This window comes from Yersinia proxima (genome assembly GCF_902170785.1).
GTDB lineage: Bacteria > Pseudomonadota > Gammaproteobacteria > Enterobacterales > Enterobacteriaceae > Yersinia > Yersinia proxima.
On record NZ_CABHYG010000001.1, the window covers coordinates 1 to 18,297 of the forward strand.

An 18,297-nucleotide genomic window follows, 5' to 3' on the forward strand; every position below is an offset into this window, starting at 1 on the left:
GAGTAGGACACTGCCAGGCATCAAATAAGCCGAGACCCCATGCCAAAAGCGTGGGGTTTTTGCTATGTGTGAAATATGAAAGCCAAAGAAAGAGCCTTCTGCTGTGCAGAGGGCTTTTTTTATATCTGAAATTTGGAAACGACTTAACGATATATGAATCACATATACAGGTATGTGGTTATTGCATATATCTAAGCTGACAGAATGCTTGGATGCCAAGACAATATTCCTGCTGTATTAATTTTTCTGCCATTTTTATAACCACGACCACAGAAATAAAACTTCATTTCCTTAGAATCATTGATTCTAAAATTGAAACGATGTTTTGATTATTGAGGTCTAAATGAATGCTGGTCTCTTTGTATATACCGCAATATTGGCGACGACGCTTACCTGTACAGCGGTTCAGGCAAGCCCAGTGACATACCAAAAAGTAGCCATTACTGAAAACAACCTACCGGTGTTTTATCCACAGCTAAAAAAGCAAATGACTTATCAAAGCTCATGGTTGGCAGGTCAATATACTGATTTTGCTTTGTGGAAGAGTGATACCAGAAAAGTTCTTCGACAGGCACTACTCACTCCTGACTCAACCATTGCTTTCTCCGCAGAAAAGATCGATCAACAAGAACGTGGTAGCTATATTGCTGAAAAGATAGTGTTTAATATCACAGATGAAAGCCGAGTGCAGGGATTACTATTGACGCCAAAGAGCAAAGGGCCTCATCCGGCGATTGTTTTATTGCATGATCATGGCTCCAAGTTTGATATTGGCAAAGAGAAAATGATTCGTCCTTGGGGGGATAGCGCGCAGCTTGCCTCAGCACAAGAATGGTCAGATAAATTCTTCGGCGGTAAGTTCATTGGCGATGAATTGGCAAAACGAGGATATGTGGTGCTATCCATCGATGCTATTGGTTGGGGTGATAGAGGCCCTATCAGCTATGAGCAGCAACAAGCCTTAGCCAGTAACTTCTTTAATCTTGGGCGATCATTAGCGGGAACAATGGCTTATGAGGATATGCGAACTGTTGATTTTCTGGCGACATTGCCATCAGTTGATCCGCAGCGTATTGGCGTTGTAGGTTTTTCTATGGGTGCTTATCGCGCCTGGCAGCTAGCTGCATTGTCGGATAAAGTGGCTGCAACTGCGGCTATATCTTGGTTTGGTAACTACCAAGGCCTGATGACACCAGGGAATAACGTACTCCGCGGACAATCCGCTTTTTATATGCTGCACCCTGGCATTGCCAATAAGTTAGATTTTCCCGATATTGCCAGTTTAGCTGCACCAAAGCCGATGCTACTTTTTAACGGCGGAAAAGATAAGTTATTCCCATCGGATGCTGTGCAAGAGGCATATAACAAAGTACATGCCATTTGGCGTTCACAGAATGCGGAGTCACGGTTGGTCACGCGCAATTGGCCAGCATTGGGGCATGTATTTTATCAAGAGCAACAAGATGTGGTGTTCCCGTGGTTAGATCGCTGGCTCAAACCATAAAAAAAAGGCCCCGCAGGGCCTTGTGTGAAATCAACCGAATTAGTGAGAACTGCTCTGAGAGGCACCCAAGCCAGTTTGTGAACGTACAAACTGGGCTTTAAAGCGCAGCCGTTCTTGCTGGCCCTCTTCTGAGTTATCGGTAATGGAGAAGAACCAGATCCCGACGAACGCCACTATCATTGAGAATAGTGCAGGGTATTCATAGGGATAAATTGGTTTTGCATGTCCCAGGATAGTTACCCAGATTGTTGGGCCTAAAATCATCAGGATGACCGCAGTTAGTAACCCTAACCAGCCTCCAATCATTGCTCCGCGAGTCGTCAGCTTTTCCCAATACATAGAAATGAAAATAATAGGGAAGTTACAACTGGCGGCAATGGAGAATGCCAGGCCAACCATGAAGGCAATATTTTGTTTTTCAAACAGAATACCTAAGCCGATTGCGACAAACCCTAAAACCACGACAGTGATTTTCGATACTTTCAGTTCATCACGCTCATTTGCTTTGCCCTTCTTGATGACACTGGCGTAAAGGTCATGAGAAACCGCAGATGCACCTGCTAATGTCAGACCCGCGACCACCGCCAGAATAGTTGCAAAGGCAACAGCTGAGATAAAGCCTAAGAAGAAACTACCGCCTACAGCATCAGCCAGATGAACTGCCGCCATATTGTTGCCGCCCAGCAATGCGCCGGCCGCATCTTTAAAGGCTGGATTTGGGCCGACTAACAGGATCGCGCCAAAACCAATAATAAAGGTCAATATGTAGAAGTAACCGATAAAGCCTGTTGCATAGAACACGCTTTTACGGGCTTCTTTGGCATCACTTACAGTAAAGAAGCGCATCAGAATATGTGGCAAGCCAGCAGTACCAAACATCAAAGCCAGGCCAAGAGACAAGGCGGATATAGGGTCGGATACCAACCCTCCGGGGCTCATGATTGATAGGCCTTTAGGGTGAACTTTAACTGCTTCGCTGAACAGTGTATTGAAGTTGAAGTTAACCGACTTCATCACCATGAGAGCCATAAAGGAAGCGCCAGCCAGCAGTAATACGGCTTTAATTATCTGTACCCATGTTGTGGCCAACATGCCACCAAACAGGACGTACAGCACCATCAAGATACCGACCAATACGACGGCAACGTGGTAGTTCAAGCCGAACAGCAACTCAATTAATTTACCTGCCCCGACCATTTGTGCAATCAGATATAAAGCCACTACAACTAACGAGCCACAGGCAGATAAAGTGCGGATAGGTCTTTGTTTCAGCCGGTAAGATGCCACATCGGCAAAAGTATAGCGGCCCAGGTTGCGCAGACGTTCAGCGATTAAAAATAGAATGATTGGCCAGCCGATTAAAAAGCCGATGGAATAAATCAGACCATCGTAACCGGAGGTATAAACCAATGCAGAAATGCCGAGGAATGAGGCCGCTGACATAAAGTCACCGGCAATCGCCAAACCATTTTGGAAACCGGTTATACGGCCACCCGCAGTGTAATAATCGCCACGTGAACGGGTTCGTTTAGATGCCCAGTAGGTGATATATAGTGTTGCGCCGACAAACAGCACAAACATCACAATTGCTTCAATATTAAGTGGTTGACGATGGACTTCACCGGTAATTGCCTCTGCTTGTGACAGCGCAGGCAGAGTTAATAAGGAAAGTACGGACCAATGACGAGTCTTCATTGCTTCACCTCACGAAGAATTTCTGCCGTCAGACGGTCAAACTCGCCATTAGCACGAATAACGTAAATACCTGTCAGAACAAAAGAAATAACAATCAAACCCACACCAACGGGAATGCCGCGAGTAATGGTCGCACCCGCGTATAGCGGGGTGCCGAGCCATTGTGGTTCGAAAGCAATAAGGAAAATGAAACCGACATACAGCGCCAGGGTAATCAGCGACAGTAGCCAGGCAAAGTGACTGCGCTTTTGCACCAACTCTTTGAAACGCGGGTTATTTTCAATCTCTTGATAAATGTTGTCATTCATCAGAGTCTCTCCTTTGAGGCATTAAATAAGGTGCCGCCCGAAGGCGGCATAATTTACGATGGTGCTTGCATTGATTGTTTTTCTTCCAGCAACTTGTCGACGACACCCGGATCGGCGAGCGTTGAGGTATCCCCTAAGTTACTGGTATCACCTGCGGCGATTTTGCGTAGGATCCGGCGCATAATTTTGCCCGAACGTGTTTTTGGTAATGAATCGGTCCAGTGCAAGATATCGGGTGTGGCGATTGGGCCAATCTCTTTACGTACCCAATTGCGCACCTCGGTATACAGCTCAGGAGTTGGCTCTTCACCATGATTCAAGGTGATGTAGGCATAGATAGCCTGGCCTTTGATGTTATGCGGAACACCAACGACAGCGGCTTCAGCAATTTTTGGGTGCGAAACTAGCGCTGATTCAATTTCAGCAGTACCCAAACGATGACCTGATACGTTCAGCACATCATCAACCCGGCCCGTTATCCAGTAGTAGCCATCTTCGTCACGACGTGCGCCATCACCACTGAAATACATGCCTTTAAAGGTAGAGAAATAGGTCTGTTCAAAGCGGTCATGATCACCAAACAGGGTACGGGCCTGACCGGGCCACGAGTCGGTGATGACCAGATTACCTTCGGCGGCACCTTCTTGCGGGTTACCCAGGTTGTCTACCAGCGCCGGCTGAACGCCAAAGAATGGGCGAGTTGCAGAACCTGCTTTCAATTCGGTGGCACCTGGGAGTGGGGTTATCATGAAACCACCGGTTTCAGTCTGCCACCAGGTATCAACTATCGGGCATTTACTATTACCGATTTTATTGTAATACCATTCCCATGCCTCTGGGTTAATCGGCTCCCCAACCGATCCCATGATACGTAGCGAAGTGCGTTTAGTGCCTTCGATGGCTTTGTCACCTTCGGCCATTAAGGCGCGGATGGCTGTGGGGGCGGTATACAGAATATTGACCTGATGTTTATCAATCACCTGACCCAAGCGATTGACGCCCGGATAGTTCGGCACACCTTCAAACATTAAGGTAATAGCACCACAAGCCAGCGGCCCATACAGTAAATAGCTGTGGCCAGTGACCCAACCCACATCAGCAGTACACCAATAGATATCGCCAGGGTGGTAATCAAAAACGTATTTAAAAGTCAGTGCGGCGTAAACCAAATAACCGCCGGTGGTATGTAATACCCCTTTCGGTTTACCGGTAGAGCCGGAGGTATACAGGATAAACAGCGGATCTTCCGCATTCATTTCTTCCGGTGGGCAGTCGGCCGAAGCATCTTTAATCAGGTCGTGCCACCACAGGTCTCGTCCATCTTTCCAATAACTGGCATTGCCGGTTCGTTGGAACACAACAACATTTTTGATACTGGTAATGGCAGGGTTTTTCAGCGCTTCATCGACATTTTTTTTCAGTGGGATTGCGCGGCCAGCACGGATGCCTTCATCGGCAGTAATCACCAGTTTTGAGTTAGAGTCGATAATTCGGCCAGCGACTGCATCAGGTGAGAATCCACCAAAAATCACCGAGTGAACCGCACCAATACGGGCGCAGGCTAGCATCGCAACGGCAGCTTCTGGCACCATTGGCATATAGATAGCAACAACATCACCTTTCTTGATGCCCAGTTTTTTCAGCACATTGGCAAACTGGCATACATCATGATGAAGTTGTTTGTATGTAACGGTTTTGGACTGATTAGGATCATCGCCTTCCCAGATAATCGCAGTTTGATCACCGCGTTCTGCCAGATGGCGGTCCAGACAGTTTGCTGCAAGGTTCAATGTACCATCTTCAAACCAGCGGATACTGACATGGCCGGGATCGAAAGAGGTATTCTTCACCGTTTTATACGGTTTAATCCAATCAATAATCTTGCCATGTTCACCCCAGAATTCATCTGGGTTCTGAACCGATTGTTGATAGTATTGGTGATATTGTTCTGGGTTTATCAGGGCATGCTCTGCAATTGCAGTTGGAATAGAGTGCTTATGTATTTGGCTCATCATCATTCTCCTTGAGATTGTTAATAATATGTCAATCAAAAGTTAATTATAGTGTGAGGCGATGTTTTGTTTCTTTTTTGGGCGACAGATCACGCATAAAAGATGTTGATTTAGAGACTTACTTAATGTGCTGAGTGGTGAATCGATATCTTAATGATAGAAGAGCCGCGATTTGACCATGCTATAAAGGAAAGGAAATGTGGGCATCAGCTCATTTTCTGCACGAAAAGAGGATATCTTTAGACTGACAATGTGAATGATATTAACGCTACGTGATTAACACTGAGCGGTATTAGTAGTTAACCAGAAAAAATAATATCTATTTACCGATGAAGAATAAACATTATTTTAATCTCTTACTGTAATTAAAAAATAATATATATTCCAAGACGGAATATGTACTGGAAAATAAAAGATGAGCGGCATAAGTATGCATTTTAATGTTTTTATTATTTCCATCTTTGTTTGAGAATTTTCTCAAAAAAAATAGACTTTGGTTGCGGAATACCCAAAATAAGCGGAGAATTACAACAACGTAAATTAACAAGATGTAAACAAAATAACCCACAAAACAAAACATAATTATGGATTATGCAATAATTTAATTTCGCTCACTTTTCCTACTGATCGGTTAGGCTGTTATTTGCCATTGATGTATTTTACTTTTTTAATAACAAATATTTACTGATGATTAGTGATTATTTTGGCTGATTTTAAGCATAGGTGCGATGTAGGCGTAGTGTAAACAAGGCTTGCAGAGGAGTGCCTAGAAATGATACTGATTTATAACGTGGACGGCTGACGGGAGGCTGGGCCATAAGTTTTATCAACTATAGCCCCGTATTTAATGATTAAGTATTCTATTTGAGATGCTTGGTAACTTGCATTTTATAGAATGCTTTGAGGAATTTTTAGGGTATGAAAAGTGTAAAAATAAGTCTGGCCTGGCAAATACTCATTGCATTGGTATTAGGTATTTTGGTTGGTGCAGTTTTGCATAACCAAATTGAATCAAGAGAATGGTTAGTTAATAATATTTTAAGCCCAGCGGGCGATATTTTTATCCGCTTAATTAAAATGATTGTGGTGCCGATCGTTATTTCAACCTTGATCGTAGGTATTGCCGGTGTTGGTGATGCGAAGAAACTTGGGAGAATCGGTCTAAAAACCATCATCTATTTCGAAGTCATCACGACTGTTGCCATTATTGTCGGGATCACCTTGGCGAATGTGTTCCAGCCAGGGCACGGCATTGATATGTCAGCGTTGACTGTAGTTGATATATCTCAGTATGAAAAGACCACTGAACAAGTACAAAGTAGTAGCCACAGCCTGGTAAGCACCATTCTGTCGCTGATCCCTGCTAACGTCTTTTCTTCTATGGCAAAAGGCGATATGTTGCCAATTATTTTCTTCTCAGTGTTGTTTGGTTTAGGGCTATCTTCATTGCCAAAAGAAACCAAAGAACCACTGTTGAATGTGTTTAAAGCCGTATCTGAAAGCATGTTCAAAGTCACACACATGATTATGCGTTATGCGCCGATCGGGGTGTTTGGTCTGATCTCGGTAACGGTCGCCAATTTTGGTTTTGCATCATTGATTCCGCTCGCCAAATTGGTTGTTCTGGTTTACGCCGCTATTATTTTCTTTGCTTTAGTGGTGCTGGGCACCGTGGCGAGATTATGTAAGTTGCGTATTTGGACATTGATTCGAATTCTAAAGGATGAGCTGATTCTTGCTTATTCTACGGCTAGTTCTGAAACTGTATTGCCGCGAATTATCGAAAAAATGGAGGCTTATGGCGCGCCAAAAGCGATTACCAGCTTTGTCGTACCAACTGGTTATTCATTTAATTTGGATGGCTCCACTTTATACCAAAGTATTGCTGCTATATTTATTGCCCAGCTTTACGGCATTGAACTGTCAATCGGGCAAGAGATTATTCTCGTGCTGACCTTGATGGTGACTTCGAAAGGTATCGCTGGCGTTCCGGGTGTCTCTTTTGTTGTTTTGCTGGCAACATTAGGTAGCGTCGGTATTCCGTTAGAAGGCTTAGCCTTTATAGCGGGTGTTGACCGTATTTTGGATATGGCGCGTACTGCACTGAATGTAGTGGGTAATGCATTAGCAGTGTTGGTTATTGCCAAGTGGGAACATCAGTTTGATCATAAGAAAGCCAAGGCTTATGAGAAAACATTGTTTGCACCGAAACAAACACCGGTTCAAAGCTAACCATCACGTTTTCTCTTATTAGTAAAAAACCCCCTGTTGGTGAGAAACTAACAGGGGGTTTTTATTTACCACGCTCATAAATCATGATCATGCCGATAACTTATTGGCATTACTCATTTAAACCTAAACGATATGACCATTGAATCAATTCGGCGACTTTGTGCACATCCAGTTTTTTCATCATATTAAGGCGATGGGTTTCAACGGTTTTCTGGCTGATAGAAAGCTGAGTTGCGATAATACGATTACAGGACCCTTCGGTGATAAGTTTCAATATTTGCCGTTCGCGTGGTGTTAAAATGGTTTGATTTGTCTCGCTATCTTGAGTCAATTTGCTCAATAACATGCTATTGAGCGCGGGGTCAATATAGCGCTTACCCGCTGCCACAGTTTGAATGGCCGCTATCAAAATTTTCTGTGGGCTTTTCTTCAGAACATACCCTAGTGCGCCATTATTCAGTGTTCGGCTGGCGTAGTGCTCTTCATGACGAGCGGTTAATACCAGAATCTTCATGGCTGGCCAGCGGCGAATAAGTTGAATAATGACATCAAAACCGTTCATGCCAGGCAACCCTAAATCAATAATGACGATATCTGGTTCGGTTTGGCGACATAAGTTATACACCTCCAACCCATTCTCTGCCTCACCGACAATCTGATAGCGTGGATAAGCTGCAAGCATATTTTTGATGCCATTAATAATCAGTTCATGATCGTCCACAATTAATAATTTTGTATTCATAAACTTATTCCTTTACTTGATAATTTAAATGGCCTCATGGGTGCCCTGTGGTTGAAATAGACAATGGATTATTTTGTAATAACTAGGCCGCGTCTAAAGCCCCATCTAAAGGGGGGCGGATTTTATAGTTTATTGTCGGATTTACACTACTTAGACTTTACCAATGCCGGTGTCCGTTCCTTTTATTTTATTTCCAATATGTCGCATTTATTATTCACTAAATAGTTGTAAGTGTGGGTAATATACCATGATTCATCCATGTGTTTAATGAGTGAGCGAGGCTCAATTGCACATGTTCCTGTGACATTAATAATATTGATGAAGCTCCATAATAATAAATAAAGTGACAAGGTGAGTAATAAAAAAATAGTCAGTGAAAATGAAATTTGATGTAATACAGGCTTCTGCGGCTTGAATGTTGTGAAACCTTCTTTTTTGTTAATCGTATAACTATCAAAATAATAGGTTTGACCTCCAGTGTCGTAAACCTGAGTTATTGGATGACCATATTCAGACTGCTGACGTGTATCTTCATATGAAAAGAGCATCTTTGTAGTAATTGAGATTAACCAAATGGCCATTAGGGTTATGCTGAGTAAGTGTATCAATCGAGTGACGAGTGATGATGATTTTTCCATAAAGCCACCTGACTATTTTTTTTAGTACGCCACAGTCAAAATTTGATATCAAGAATTAAACTGATTTCGTTACTACTCGTTATAGATTCATTTAACTTCTAACAACTAGCGGATAATGAAAATGAATCATCGAGAAATTATATTTTTAAACGACCCTGTACGACATCAGATAACGAGTAAATTACTATGTTAATCGGGGAATATAAATTATAGTTTAATTAAATTTAAGGTTTATACCGGATGTCACCTTGCTACATTATTTGCCAATCTTGTGTTATAGCTATAACACTCGAAGGGATATTATGAAATCAATACAGTTTATTCTATTTCGGCAAGAGGAAAGATTACGTAGGGACGGGATCTGTTATACCGTGCCTGCCAGTAGTTTAGTCATTACCGATGAGCAAGCGAGTATACACTCTTTTTCACAAAACATTTTTATCTCTATATTGTGTTATCCGATAGATCTTTTACCACTTTATCAGGATTTAGCGAGTAAGATGGCACAACCAAATAAGTTTCGGCTGCCACAAAATACACATGAGTGTTGTAAAATATTACCGGTGAACAACAATATTATTTGTTCTGCCGAGAAATTAGTTGATATTGATCGGACTCTATCACTGCGGTTTCTTTATCTTTATTGTTTGGGCTTAGATTGTGTTTATTTCTCCAGATTATTAGAATCAATTGTCGGAACTAATAATGAATTACTAGAGTTTTTTGAGAAGAATCGCCTTAATCCTTGGACAGTTTCGCGTTATGCCAGCGAATTAGGCATTTCGACACGTAAATTGAATTTTTTATTTTATGAGAAATTTGGAATGTCTGCAAAACAATGGCTACTGGATCAACGTTTGAAAAAAGGTTGTGAGCTGTTGCTATCCACGCGACTCCGTGTGGCAGATATCGCCATGGAGTGTGGTTTTAGTAATCATGCCCATTTCTCAGATAGTTTCCGTCGTCGTTTTCAGCAATGTCCGTCCAGTATGAGGTCACTTATGGAATAGGAGGATTTAATGAGTATCAATGACTAGTTAATGGTTTGGCGCTGGGCTATAAAATCCCGAATAATAATTTTGATTCACGATAGATACCTGCGAGCCAGATATCTCACCCCACTGGGTTAACTTTTGTCTAACATCTAATTTTCAATACATCATCCCTTCATTAAAGAAATAATTGGCTTATTATACGTAGGTCTATTTTCTCGCTACGGCATATGAGCCTTATCTTGTCGGCGACAACACGTATTTTGGAGGTGTCAGTGTGAGCTGGCAGATGTTTAAATCTCAATATTTGGTGCGCTTCTGGGCCCCTCTACCCGCGGTAATTGCCGCCGGTATCTTATCGACTTATTACTTTGGTTTAACCGGTACATTCTGGGCGGTTACTGGTGAGTTCACTCGCTGGGGGGGCCACCTAATGCAGCTGTTTGGCGCGCACCCGCAAGAGTGGGGTTATTTTAAAGTTATCGGCTTAGAAGGGACGCCACTGGATCGCATCGATGGCATGATGATCATTGGGATGTTTGCTGGATGCATTGCTGCTGCGCTGTGGGCTAACAATGTGAAATTGCGCAAACCCCAACATGGTATTCGTATTGCTCAGGCACTGGTCGGTGGCATTATTGCGGGTTTTGGTGCGCGGCTGGCAATGGGGTGTAATCTGGCGGCTTTCTTTACCGGTATTCCGCAGTTTTCACTGCATGCCTGGTTCTTCGCGCTCGCGACGGCAGCCGGTTCCTATTTTGGTGCCAAATTCACGCTATTACCGTTGTTTCGTATTCCGGTGAAATTGCAAAAAGTGACAGCAGCCGCGCCATTAACCCAGCACCCAACCAGGGCTGCGCGACGTTTTCGTCTCGGTATGGTGGTGTTTGTTCTGGCGCTGGGCTGGTCATTGATTGAGTTGTTCCGCCATCCAAAATTAGGTATCGCCATGCTATGTGGGATTGGGTTTGGGCTTCTGATTGAGCGGGCGCAAATTTGCTTTACCTCCGCCTTCCGTGACCTGTGGATAACCGGGCGCACGCACATGGCGAAAGCGATTATTCTGGGAATGGCGGTCAGTGCTATTGGGATTTTCAGTTATGTGCAACTGGGTGTCGCACCGAAGATTCTATGGGCTGGGCCGAATGCCGTGATTGGCGGTTTACTGTTTGGTTTTGGTATTGTGCTGGCCGGTGGTTGTGAAACGGGCTGGATGTATCGCGCGGTAGAAGGGCAGATTCACTACTGGTGGGTGGGGCTGGGTAATATTATTGGTGCCACTATTCTGGCGTATTATTGGGATGACTTTGCGCCGGCATTGGCGACCAATTATGACAAAGTCAACTTATTGGAAACGTTCGGTCCAATCGGCGGGTTACTGGTGACTTACCTGATGTTGGCTATCGCTTTTGTGGCCATGTTGTGGTGGGAAAAGCGCTTCTTCCGTCAACAAAAAGCCACTGCATCCACTCTGGTTAAGGAGCCATCATGAGTCATTCTTCGTCAGTTGATAGTTTAGCCATTGATAGTTCAGTAGCACCTACGGCTATCGTGCCGGATTACCGTTTGGATATGGTGGGCGAACCCTGTCCATACCCAGCGGTCGCCACACTCGAAGCGATGCCACAACTGAAACCGGGTGAAATCCTGGAAGTGATCAGTGACTGCCCGCAATCTATTAATAATATTCCGTTAGATGCCCGAAATTATGGCTATACGGTATTGGATATTCAGCAAGATGGCCCGACTATCCGCTATCTGATTCAGCGCTGAAATGGGCAATCGATAAGACTGTTAAAGGCGGGTTTAACCCGCCAGTAAGGCTTTAATCGGTTTCAAATCTGTTTTAGTTGCCATCAGTTGACGTGCTTCCCAACGATCATGACCAGCCTGAACATTAATCCAAAAATCTGAGTCCGTTTCGAACAACGCTGCCAACATCACTGATTCTTCAATACTGATACGGCGTTTACCATTCAGTATTTCCGCAATGCGGGGACGAGACAGATTTAGGGCTTCCCCCAGTTTTGCCTGAGTGATATTAAGAGGTTTCATAAACTCTTCCTGAAGCATGATGCCTACAGTGGTTGGTTCACGCGAAATAGTATCCATAACACCTCCTGCTAATATTTATGTGGATCAAGATAAACATCCTGCGCCGCGCCATCTCGCCAACGAAAGATTAATCGCCATTGGATATTCACTCGAATACTTGACCACCCTTCCAGTGACCCCGATAAGCGTTCGTAATGATTACTTGGAGGCGCAAATAAGGAGCGTTCTGTTGTGGCGTATTCGATAAGGTCTAGTTTACGTGCCAAAGCTGACTCTATCGTGAGCGGAATGTCCTTAGCCCGATTTTTATTGAGATGGAATTGAGCTAAAGAACCCGACTGACCATCTTTAAAATTTTCAATCATCCCTGCATCCTTCGTTTTCCCAGTGCAATTATAGTATCTAAAAATGCGCCTGGTAGGAACGAATTTCATTACATGATGATATGAAATTCATCACTTAACAGAATGAAATACGTTGCATGAATATTGGCTTTAACCCTTCACGTTATAAGCAATTGGCGCTATCAACTCAATCACACCGTTGCGCAGTAGTTCGGTGGGGGGAATGGGTAATGGTTGGGCACGAGAAATCAGGACCATTGCCTCACGATCCAGCATTTTAGCGCCAGAGCTGGCGAACAACTCTGCAGTTAATACTTTTCCTTTATGATCAACAACAAAGCGTACGTGGCTGATCCCTTCCAGGCGATAGCGCAAGGCTTCTCGTGGATAGCGTTTATAGCGCGATAGGTGGGCCAGAACATCACTCTGCCATGAGGCTTTCCCACTGATTGCGGCTGAAGCATCGCTGGAAAAAGTCGCGGTGTTTTTATGACTCTCACCCGGTAATGGCGCGCTGGTGGTTGGGGCCGCCTTCTCTGCGACGACCGGCAGCGGAGTGTCTGTCCGTGGTTTAATCGGTTCTATTTTTTTCTTCTGTACCACTTTCTCCGGCCGAATAGCATGGGTGCCTTTAGCGGAGTGGGTTAATTTTGGTAACTCTTCCGGCCGTTTTTCGGGGGGAGCATCATCCGGTGCTGCCATGCTTTGCTGCAGCCCTTGGGGGATTTCGCGAGGGACCGATTTGGCTTGTTGATACAGCGTCAGTTCAATCATTACCGCCGGGGGCAACACGCCCTGGGGGGCCATTTTATTTATCCAGCCGAGCATAAACGCGGCGGTAAGCAAGTGTAGCCCGACCCCCAACAGCAAGCTGATACTCCAGCGTGTCCTGGGCTGCCCGAGGGGTAAATCCATCCTAAATTCATGGTTATTTTTTATTATCGACATAACTGTGTTGCCTTCCTGCAACTCGAATTATCTATGATGTATTTATTTGATTAGTAATATTTTTATTATTTATTTTGGGTGTGTTTGGCCAGCTAATAACTCTTTTCCCCAAAAAATAATAAGTGACAGATTATACAAATCAATAAACATATTGATAGTTATTGTGATTATCATTTGCATTTGATCGGGTTTTTCGCTTATAACCGCCAGCCTTAGAAGAGTGAAACCCTATGGTATTCACCCTCGTTTAATTCGCTGTTTTATTGCTTATTTCACCAGCCTTTTCTACCAGCAAAGTGGGCCACTGGATAAATGTACCTGATGCCGCAGGGTTGCCGCGTAACTGCCCGTTCGCCGGCCTGAGGCTGTACTGTCTAACGGATGCATTCATGGATAAACCGCCATCAAATAAAGTGAGTCTGGCCTATCAGAACACTTATGGTCAGTTGGTCAGCTTCTTTCGCAAAAGGCTGGATAATGCCAGCGATGCCACGGATCTGTCGCACGATGTCTTTACGCTGTGGCTAAAGCGAGCGAAACAGACACCTGTCGAGCATTCGCGGGCATTTCTTTTCAAGATTGCTCATCGGGTATTGATTGATCATTGGCGGGCTGCGGGTAAGCAGCGTATGGCGCTGGCACAAAGCCATGAAGATGACGAGGCCGAGCAAGAAATGGCACCGTCCGGGGCTGATCCGCAACATGTGCTGGAGCAGCAGCAGCGGTTGAGTCGATTGGAACAGGCGCTAAATAGCCTTAGCCCCCGCCGTCGTGAGGCTTTTCTGATGCATCGTTTCGACGGTTTATCCCAAATTGAAGTGGCGGAGAGGATGGGAATTTCTGTCAGTATGGTCGAAAAACATATTGCGGGCGCATTGCTGCATTGTAAGCGCTACGTTGCTGAACAAGGGAGTGAGCAACATGATGAATGAGAGCCGTTCTCTGAGCGCTGAGATTGATGAGCAAGCGGCGTTATGGTTCAGCCGCAGCCAGGCTCGACGCTTAACCACCCAAGAACAACAGCAACTGGATACATGGTTGCAATGCTCCCCCTCCCATGCGCAGGCCTATCGTCAGATGCAGCAGATTTGGGGGGATTGCGCATTAATTCCCCGGCCGGCCAGTGCGCCACAACCAGAAAAATCAACCCGCGGTTGGCGGCCCTTGCGCAGTTGTGCCGCCGGGATATTTTTCCTGTTTGCGCTGCTACTGCCGATGAGCCAACTGCCCTCGTTATTGACTAATGATATGAGTCTGCAGACCACGGATTATAGCCGAGAAATTGTGCTGTCAGATGGCACTCGGGTGCATGTTAATCGCCATTCGCAGGTGCGTGTTCATTATGCAAAAGATAATCGTCAGCTCTGGTTGGATCAGGGGGAAATTTACCTGCAAGTGGCCGCCAATAAAGCCCGGCCATTTATTGTTTACGCGGGTGAGAGCCAGGTGAAAGTGGTTGGAACCGCATTCGATGTGCGCTACGACTTAGGCGAGGTCGCGGTGGCGGTCAAAGAGGGGATTGTCGCCATGACCGGCAGGCCGAATATGACAGCAGTTATGCTGCATGCCGGTGATCGGGCGCAGTTGTTGCCGGCGAAGAAGCGCTTGCTGTTGAGCAAAAGTGCGGTGGCTGAAATTGGTCAATGGCGCAGCGGGCAATTATTGTTCCGTAATCGTCCTTTGGGGGAACTGGTCACTGAATTGCGGCGCTACCGGCCGGGTAAGATTGAACTGACCGATACCCGTTTGGCGCAATTACCGGTATCCGGCTCACTGGATTTAAATCATCCAGATGAGTTCCTCGACTCATTACCGTTGCTGCTGGCGGTGAATGTGGTGCATGACGATCAAGGTAACGTAATGATTTTTAGAGATTTAAATAAAAAGTAAAAAATAGTTAATTTTATAGGTGAGGATAATTCTCATTATCACGTCTTCCCTGATGCTGGTGCTTATTGGCATCGCATTGACATTTCTTAGGGAAGAAATAGCGTGATGATAAACAATAAAAAGAAAGTTTCTGGGGTGCCTGTTCTCACTGCCTTAGCGCTGGCAACGCTATTAGCGACACAGGGCGTTATGGCAGCGGATGTTTCGTTCAATCTGGCCGTGCAACCGCTGGCGAATGCCATTACTCAGGTGGCTCAACAGGGTCAATTACACGTCATTTTCGATGAGTCTGATGTGCGTAATTTGCGCGCTCCGGCTCTCAGCGGCAACTACAGTGCGCAAGGTGCATTGCAGCAATTGCTGGTGGGTAGTGGATTGGAACTGGTTGCCAGTGGTAAGGGGTATGTCGTCCGCCCCACACTGGTATCAGGGGCTGCGGCTGGTAGCATGGTGTTGCCAACCACCTCGGTGATGGGTGAGGCCGGTGGGCGTGCAGCTGTAGACAACGTGATGTCCGCTCCGCAAGTAGTGACCTCGGAAGAGATCCGCCAACGCCCGACGGGTAACGGCAATATCACTGAATTACTGCGCACCAATCCGGCAGTGCAATTCTCCAATAGTGACAACACCAGTCTGACGCAGGGCGAAATCAAACCCGGAGCCATTTCCATTCATGGTTCGTCGAGCTATCAGAATGCCTACAATCTGGATGGTGTCAGCTTTAACAACGATATCGATCCGGCCAGCGATGGTAACGGCGAAACTATCACCCGCATTGATAGTAGTGATCAGGGCATGTATATCGATAGCCGTTTGATCGACAGTGTGACGGTGTTCGACAATAACATTCCGGTGGAGTTTGGCGGGTTTACTGGCGGTACATTGGATGTCTCCAGCCGTCGTTGGCGTGGCGAGAACAGCGCCCATGCTTTTTACCGGGAAACTCGTTCGTCGTGGAACAAGGTTTTCACTGATCCGGATATGGAGTTCGATAGCTCGAAAAATGACACTAGCCGCCCGGCGCGTTATCAACCGAAATACAATAAGCAAAGTTTTGGTGGCTGGTTTGAAGCAGGCATTACCGACAATATGGGCATTGTATTTTCTGCCTCACAGCGTCTCTCTGATATTCCGACCTACACCACCGGCGGCAGCGGCCTGCAATTAAGCCCGAACAACGAGTTGGAGGTGGTCTCGGTGACCCCAGGCTATCGCAGCCAGAAGCGGGTTTCTGATAACTATTTCGCCAAACTTTCCTGGGATGCCAATGAGCGCACCAGTGCCCATCTCTCGGCCAATTACTCCGCTTACACCAGCACACTTTTCTCCAGCAGTGTCATTAACTCCGGCTATGACAATGACCATAACGGGCTAAGCACTACGCTCCAGTTGGAGCACCGTTTTGATATTGCCAATCTCGATTTTACCGCCGGTTATCAGCAACTAAAAGATGAACGCACCAATGATGTAAAAGACTTTTTCACTTTAGAAGACTACATGACCGACTGGCGTAATCCGCAGTTTTATAACAATGGCGGGCAGGGCGATTTGACCACTCGCCAGAACAGTGCCAGCGCCAAAGGGGTACTGCGTTTTAATGAATTTAATGCCTTAGGCCTGCAACACTCCCCCAATCTTGGCTTCGAACTGAACAAAACGACCGCCCGATATATCCGTGATCGCGACTATTACCGCTACAAATTCAGTGCTGCGGCGGATGATATCGCCTCTCTGACTGAAGCCAGTTATATCACCCGCTTCCGCGCCGGTAACTATGAGGCTGGCTACACCAACTACGCGCTGTTTTTGGATGACAGCATGCAGTATGGCCGCTTGACTGTACGCCCTGGTGTACGTTTGGATCGCGATGATTTTGTTCAGAAAACCAATATCGCTCCGCGCCTGAGCAGCAGTCTTGATCTATTTGGTACTGGTGACACTGTGCTGATCGCCGGGGCCAACCGCTACTATGGCCGCTCAATGCTGACTTACGCTTTATACGAAGCGCAGAACGCGGGTATGGAGCATTGCTACTACTTCTGTTCATTGGACCCATCCGAGAATGATTGGGATGGCGTGAAAGATTTCGAAGGTATCGACAGCTTAAAGACACCGTATAACGATGAACTGAGTTTTGCACTCCAGCAACAGGTGATGCAGAGCACATGGCGCTTACAGTATGTGCATCGTGAGGGTTACGACGAAGTACGTAGCCGCACCAAATACCGTAATCCAAACAGTGCATCACAAGCCCGCATCCGGACTTTTGATAACGGTGGCCGTAGCAGTAACGACCAGGTATCACTCTCGGTCAGCAACAGCAAACCTTGGGAACTGGCCGCCACAACTCATGCTTTTACCGGCTCACTCACCTGGCAGCAAAGTAAAAGCAATACGCCGAAAGATCAGGGCTATGCCTTCTTTGATCCGAACACCAAGCTGGATTCAGACAAAGTGTGGTACGACGGCAAAGTGATTAATGCCTCCGATTTGCCATCGACCAATTTCAACTCGCCGTGGCGGCTCAATCTGGAGCTAACCAGTGAGTGGCAAGAATATGACCTTACCGTCTATAACCTGTGGCAATGGCGCAGTTCGCGTAATCAAGCAGTGCGCTATCAGAATGAGTATTACACCGACACCAGCACCGGCACTCAGATGCTGAAATACGAAAAAACTCATTTTGCCAGTAACTTCCGCTGGGACACCAAAGTGACCTGGCAGCCCGCATTTGCTTATGGTGCTGGCATCTCGATTGAGGTGAATAACCTACTCAATAAACGCAATGTTTCCGACACCTTTGTGTATGGCGATCGGGTGCTGCACTCCTATGATCCGGGCCGCCAATTCTGGCTGCAAGTGAGCTACGACCTGTAATCAAATCTTTGACTAAAAACCATCGGGTTGCTTAGGCGGCCCGATACTTTTTGTTCTGAA

The 18,297-nt window shown here is 45.7% G+C and carries 17 protein-coding genes; 8 read left to right on the forward strand and 9 right to left on the reverse strand.

Annotated elements, in window-relative coordinates; all coding sequences use genetic code 11:
- Positions 1-219, reverse strand: a 219-nt coding sequence (locus FTB31_RS00005; protein ID WP_227730987.1) for a hypothetical protein, incomplete at its 3' end; no start/stop codon positions are given.
- Between the two features lie 124 nt (positions 220-343).
- On the opposite strand from FTB31_RS00005, the gene FTB31_RS00010 reads away from it, so the two are divergent.
- On the forward strand, positions 344-1,504 hold the full coding sequence (locus tag FTB31_RS00010) for a dienelactone hydrolase family protein (protein ID WP_050079023.1): 1,161 nt from the start codon (positions 344-346) through the stop codon (positions 1,502-1,504).
- A 39-nt stretch (positions 1,505-1,543) separates the two neighbouring features.
- On the opposite strand, the gene actP is transcribed toward FTB31_RS00010, so the two are convergent.
- From actP to acs, 3 genes are read right to left on the reverse strand one after another with little or no spacing between them, the layout of a single operon-like run.
- The gene (gene actP / locus FTB31_RS00015; protein WP_077175620.1) at positions 1,544-3,199 is read right to left on the reverse strand and encodes a cation/acetate symporter ActP; all 1,656 of its coding nucleotides are present in this window, start codon (positions 3,197-3,199) and stop codon (positions 1,544-1,546) included.
- Complete coding sequence (locus FTB31_RS00020) at positions 3,196-3,507, reverse strand: DUF485 domain-containing protein (protein ID WP_005156735.1); 312 nt, start codon at positions 3,505-3,507, stop codon at positions 3,196-3,198. Before FTB31_RS00020 ends, actP begins: the two co-directional genes overlap by 4 nt.
- A gap of 53 nt (positions 3,508-3,560) precedes the next feature.
- On the reverse strand, positions 3,561-5,519 hold the full coding sequence (gene acs / locus FTB31_RS00025) for an acetate--CoA ligase (protein ID WP_227727187.1): 1,959 nt from the start codon (positions 5,517-5,519) through the stop codon (positions 3,561-3,563).
- Between the two features lie 918 nt (positions 5,520-6,437).
- Here acs and gltP point away from each other — a divergent pair.
- Positions 6,438-7,751 (forward strand): glutamate/aspartate:proton symporter GltP, encoded by a 1,314-nt coding sequence (gene gltP, locus FTB31_RS00030; protein WP_050078894.1) that lies wholly within the window; start codon positions 6,438-6,440, stop codon positions 7,749-7,751.
- Positions 7,752-7,860: 109 nt separating this feature from the next.
- Here the strand turns inward: gltP and FTB31_RS00035 are convergent, their stop codons facing one another.
- Together FTB31_RS00035 and FTB31_RS00040 are read right to left on the reverse strand one after the other, a co-directional pair.
- The gene (locus FTB31_RS00035; RefSeq protein WP_077175623.1) at positions 7,861-8,493 is read right to left on the reverse strand and encodes a two component system response regulator; all 633 of its coding nucleotides are present in this window, start codon (positions 8,491-8,493) and stop codon (positions 7,861-7,863) included.
- A gap of 182 nt (positions 8,494-8,675) precedes the next feature.
- Positions 8,676-9,131: a hypothetical protein gene (locus FTB31_RS00040; protein ID WP_077295815.1), complete on the reverse strand. Its 456-nt coding sequence runs from the start codon at positions 9,129-9,131 to the stop codon at positions 8,676-8,678.
- Between the two features lie 302 nt (positions 9,132-9,433).
- On the opposite strand from FTB31_RS00040, the gene FTB31_RS00045 reads away from it, so the two are divergent.
- From FTB31_RS00045 to yedF, 3 genes are all read left to right on the forward strand, one after another.
- The gene (locus tag FTB31_RS00045) at positions 9,434-10,141 is read left to right on the forward strand and encodes a helix-turn-helix transcriptional regulator (protein WP_139343759.1); all 708 of its coding nucleotides are present in this window, start codon (positions 9,434-9,436) and stop codon (positions 10,139-10,141) included.
- Positions 10,142-10,400: 259 nt separating this feature from the next.
- Positions 10,401-11,615 (forward strand): selenium metabolism membrane protein YedE/FdhT, encoded by a 1,215-nt coding sequence (yedE, locus tag FTB31_RS00050; protein ID WP_050078890.1) that lies wholly within the window; start codon positions 10,401-10,403, stop codon positions 11,613-11,615.
- The gene (gene yedF, locus FTB31_RS00055) at positions 11,612-11,896 is read left to right on the forward strand and encodes a sulfurtransferase-like selenium metabolism protein YedF (RefSeq protein WP_050078889.1); all 285 of its coding nucleotides are present in this window, start codon (positions 11,612-11,614) and stop codon (positions 11,894-11,896) included. Before yedE ends, yedF begins: the two co-directional genes overlap by 4 nt.
- A gap of 33 nt (positions 11,897-11,929) precedes the next feature.
- Here yedF and FTB31_RS00060 read toward each other — a convergent pair whose 3' ends face one another.
- The 3 genes from FTB31_RS00060 to FTB31_RS00070 all read right to left on the reverse strand — a co-directional run bounded on the left by FTB31_RS00060 (position 11,930) and on the right by FTB31_RS00070 (position 13,392).
- On the reverse strand, positions 11,930-12,235 hold the full coding sequence (locus tag FTB31_RS00060; RefSeq protein WP_019080754.1) for a HigA family addiction module antitoxin: 306 nt from the start codon (positions 12,233-12,235) through the stop codon (positions 11,930-11,932).
- A gap of 11 nt (positions 12,236-12,246) precedes the next feature.
- Positions 12,247-12,543 (reverse strand): type II toxin-antitoxin system RelE/ParE family toxin, encoded by a 297-nt coding sequence (locus FTB31_RS00065; protein ID WP_050078888.1) that lies wholly within the window; start codon positions 12,541-12,543, stop codon positions 12,247-12,249.
- 129 nt (positions 12,544-12,672) lie between these two features.
- Complete coding sequence (locus tag FTB31_RS00070; protein WP_050078900.1) at positions 12,673-13,392, reverse strand: energy transducer TonB; 720 nt, start codon at positions 13,390-13,392, stop codon at positions 12,673-12,675.
- 467 nt (positions 13,393-13,859) lie between these two features.
- Here FTB31_RS00070 and FTB31_RS00075 point away from each other — a divergent pair, with 467 nt between their 5' ends.
- The 3 genes from FTB31_RS00075 to FTB31_RS00085 all read left to right on the forward strand — a co-directional run bounded on the left by FTB31_RS00075 (position 13,860) and on the right by FTB31_RS00085 (position 18,237).
- On the forward strand, positions 13,860-14,402 hold the full coding sequence (locus tag FTB31_RS00075; protein WP_050078887.1) for an RNA polymerase sigma factor: 543 nt from the start codon (positions 13,860-13,862) through the stop codon (positions 14,400-14,402).
- Positions 14,392-15,360: a FecR family protein gene (locus FTB31_RS00080; protein ID WP_050078886.1), complete on the forward strand. Its 969-nt coding sequence runs from the start codon at positions 14,392-14,394 to the stop codon at positions 15,358-15,360. Before FTB31_RS00075 ends, FTB31_RS00080 begins: the two co-directional genes overlap by 11 nt.
- Before the next feature lie 105 nt (positions 15,361-15,465).
- Complete coding sequence (locus tag FTB31_RS00085; protein ID WP_227730988.1) at positions 15,466-18,237, forward strand: TonB-dependent receptor; 2,772 nt, start codon at positions 15,466-15,468, stop codon at positions 18,235-18,237.
- Positions 18,238-18,297: the final 60 nt, after the last annotated feature.

Bases quoted from the DNA above. Each gene is read 5' to 3' on its own strand.
- FTB31_RS00010 (WP_050079023.1), top strand. From the start codon at position 344: ATGAATGCTGGTCTCTTTGTATATACCGCAATATTGGCGACGACGCTT.
- actP (WP_077175620.1), bottom strand. From the start codon at position 3,199: ATGAAGACTCGTCATTGGTCCGTACTTTCCTTATTAACTCTGCCTGCG.
- FTB31_RS00020 (WP_005156735.1), bottom strand. From the start codon at position 3,507: ATGAATGACAACATTTATCAAGAGATTGAAAATAACCCGCGTTTCAAA.
- acs (WP_227727187.1), bottom strand. From the start codon at position 5,519: ATGAGCCAAATACATAAGCACTCTATTCCAACTGCAATTGCAGAGCAT.
- gltP (WP_050078894.1), top strand. From the start codon at position 6,438: ATGAAAAGTGTAAAAATAAGTCTGGCCTGGCAAATACTCATTGCATTG.
- FTB31_RS00035 (WP_077175623.1), bottom strand. From the start codon at position 8,493: ATGAATACAAAATTATTAATTGTGGACGATCATGAACTGATTATTAAT.
- FTB31_RS00040 (WP_077295815.1), bottom strand. From the start codon at position 9,131: ATGGAAAAATCATCATCACTCGTCACTCGATTGATACACTTACTCAGC.
- FTB31_RS00045 (WP_139343759.1), top strand. From the start codon at position 9,434: ATGAAATCAATACAGTTTATTCTATTTCGGCAAGAGGAAAGATTACGT.
- yedF (WP_050078889.1), top strand. From the start codon at position 11,612: ATGAGTCATTCTTCGTCAGTTGATAGTTTAGCCATTGATAGTTCAGTA.
- FTB31_RS00060 (WP_019080754.1), bottom strand. From the start codon at position 12,235: ATGGATACTATTTCGCGTGAACCAACCACTGTAGGCATCATGCTTCAG.
- FTB31_RS00065 (WP_050078888.1), bottom strand. From the start codon at position 12,543: ATGATTGAAAATTTTAAAGATGGTCAGTCGGGTTCTTTAGCTCAATTC.
- FTB31_RS00075 (WP_050078887.1), top strand. From the start codon at position 13,860: ATGGATAAACCGCCATCAAATAAAGTGAGTCTGGCCTATCAGAACACT.
- FTB31_RS00080 (WP_050078886.1), top strand. From the start codon at position 14,392: ATGATGAATGAGAGCCGTTCTCTGAGCGCTGAGATTGATGAGCAAGCG.
- FTB31_RS00085 (WP_227730988.1), top strand. From the start codon at position 15,466: ATGATAAACAATAAAAAGAAAGTTTCTGGGGTGCCTGTTCTCACTGCC.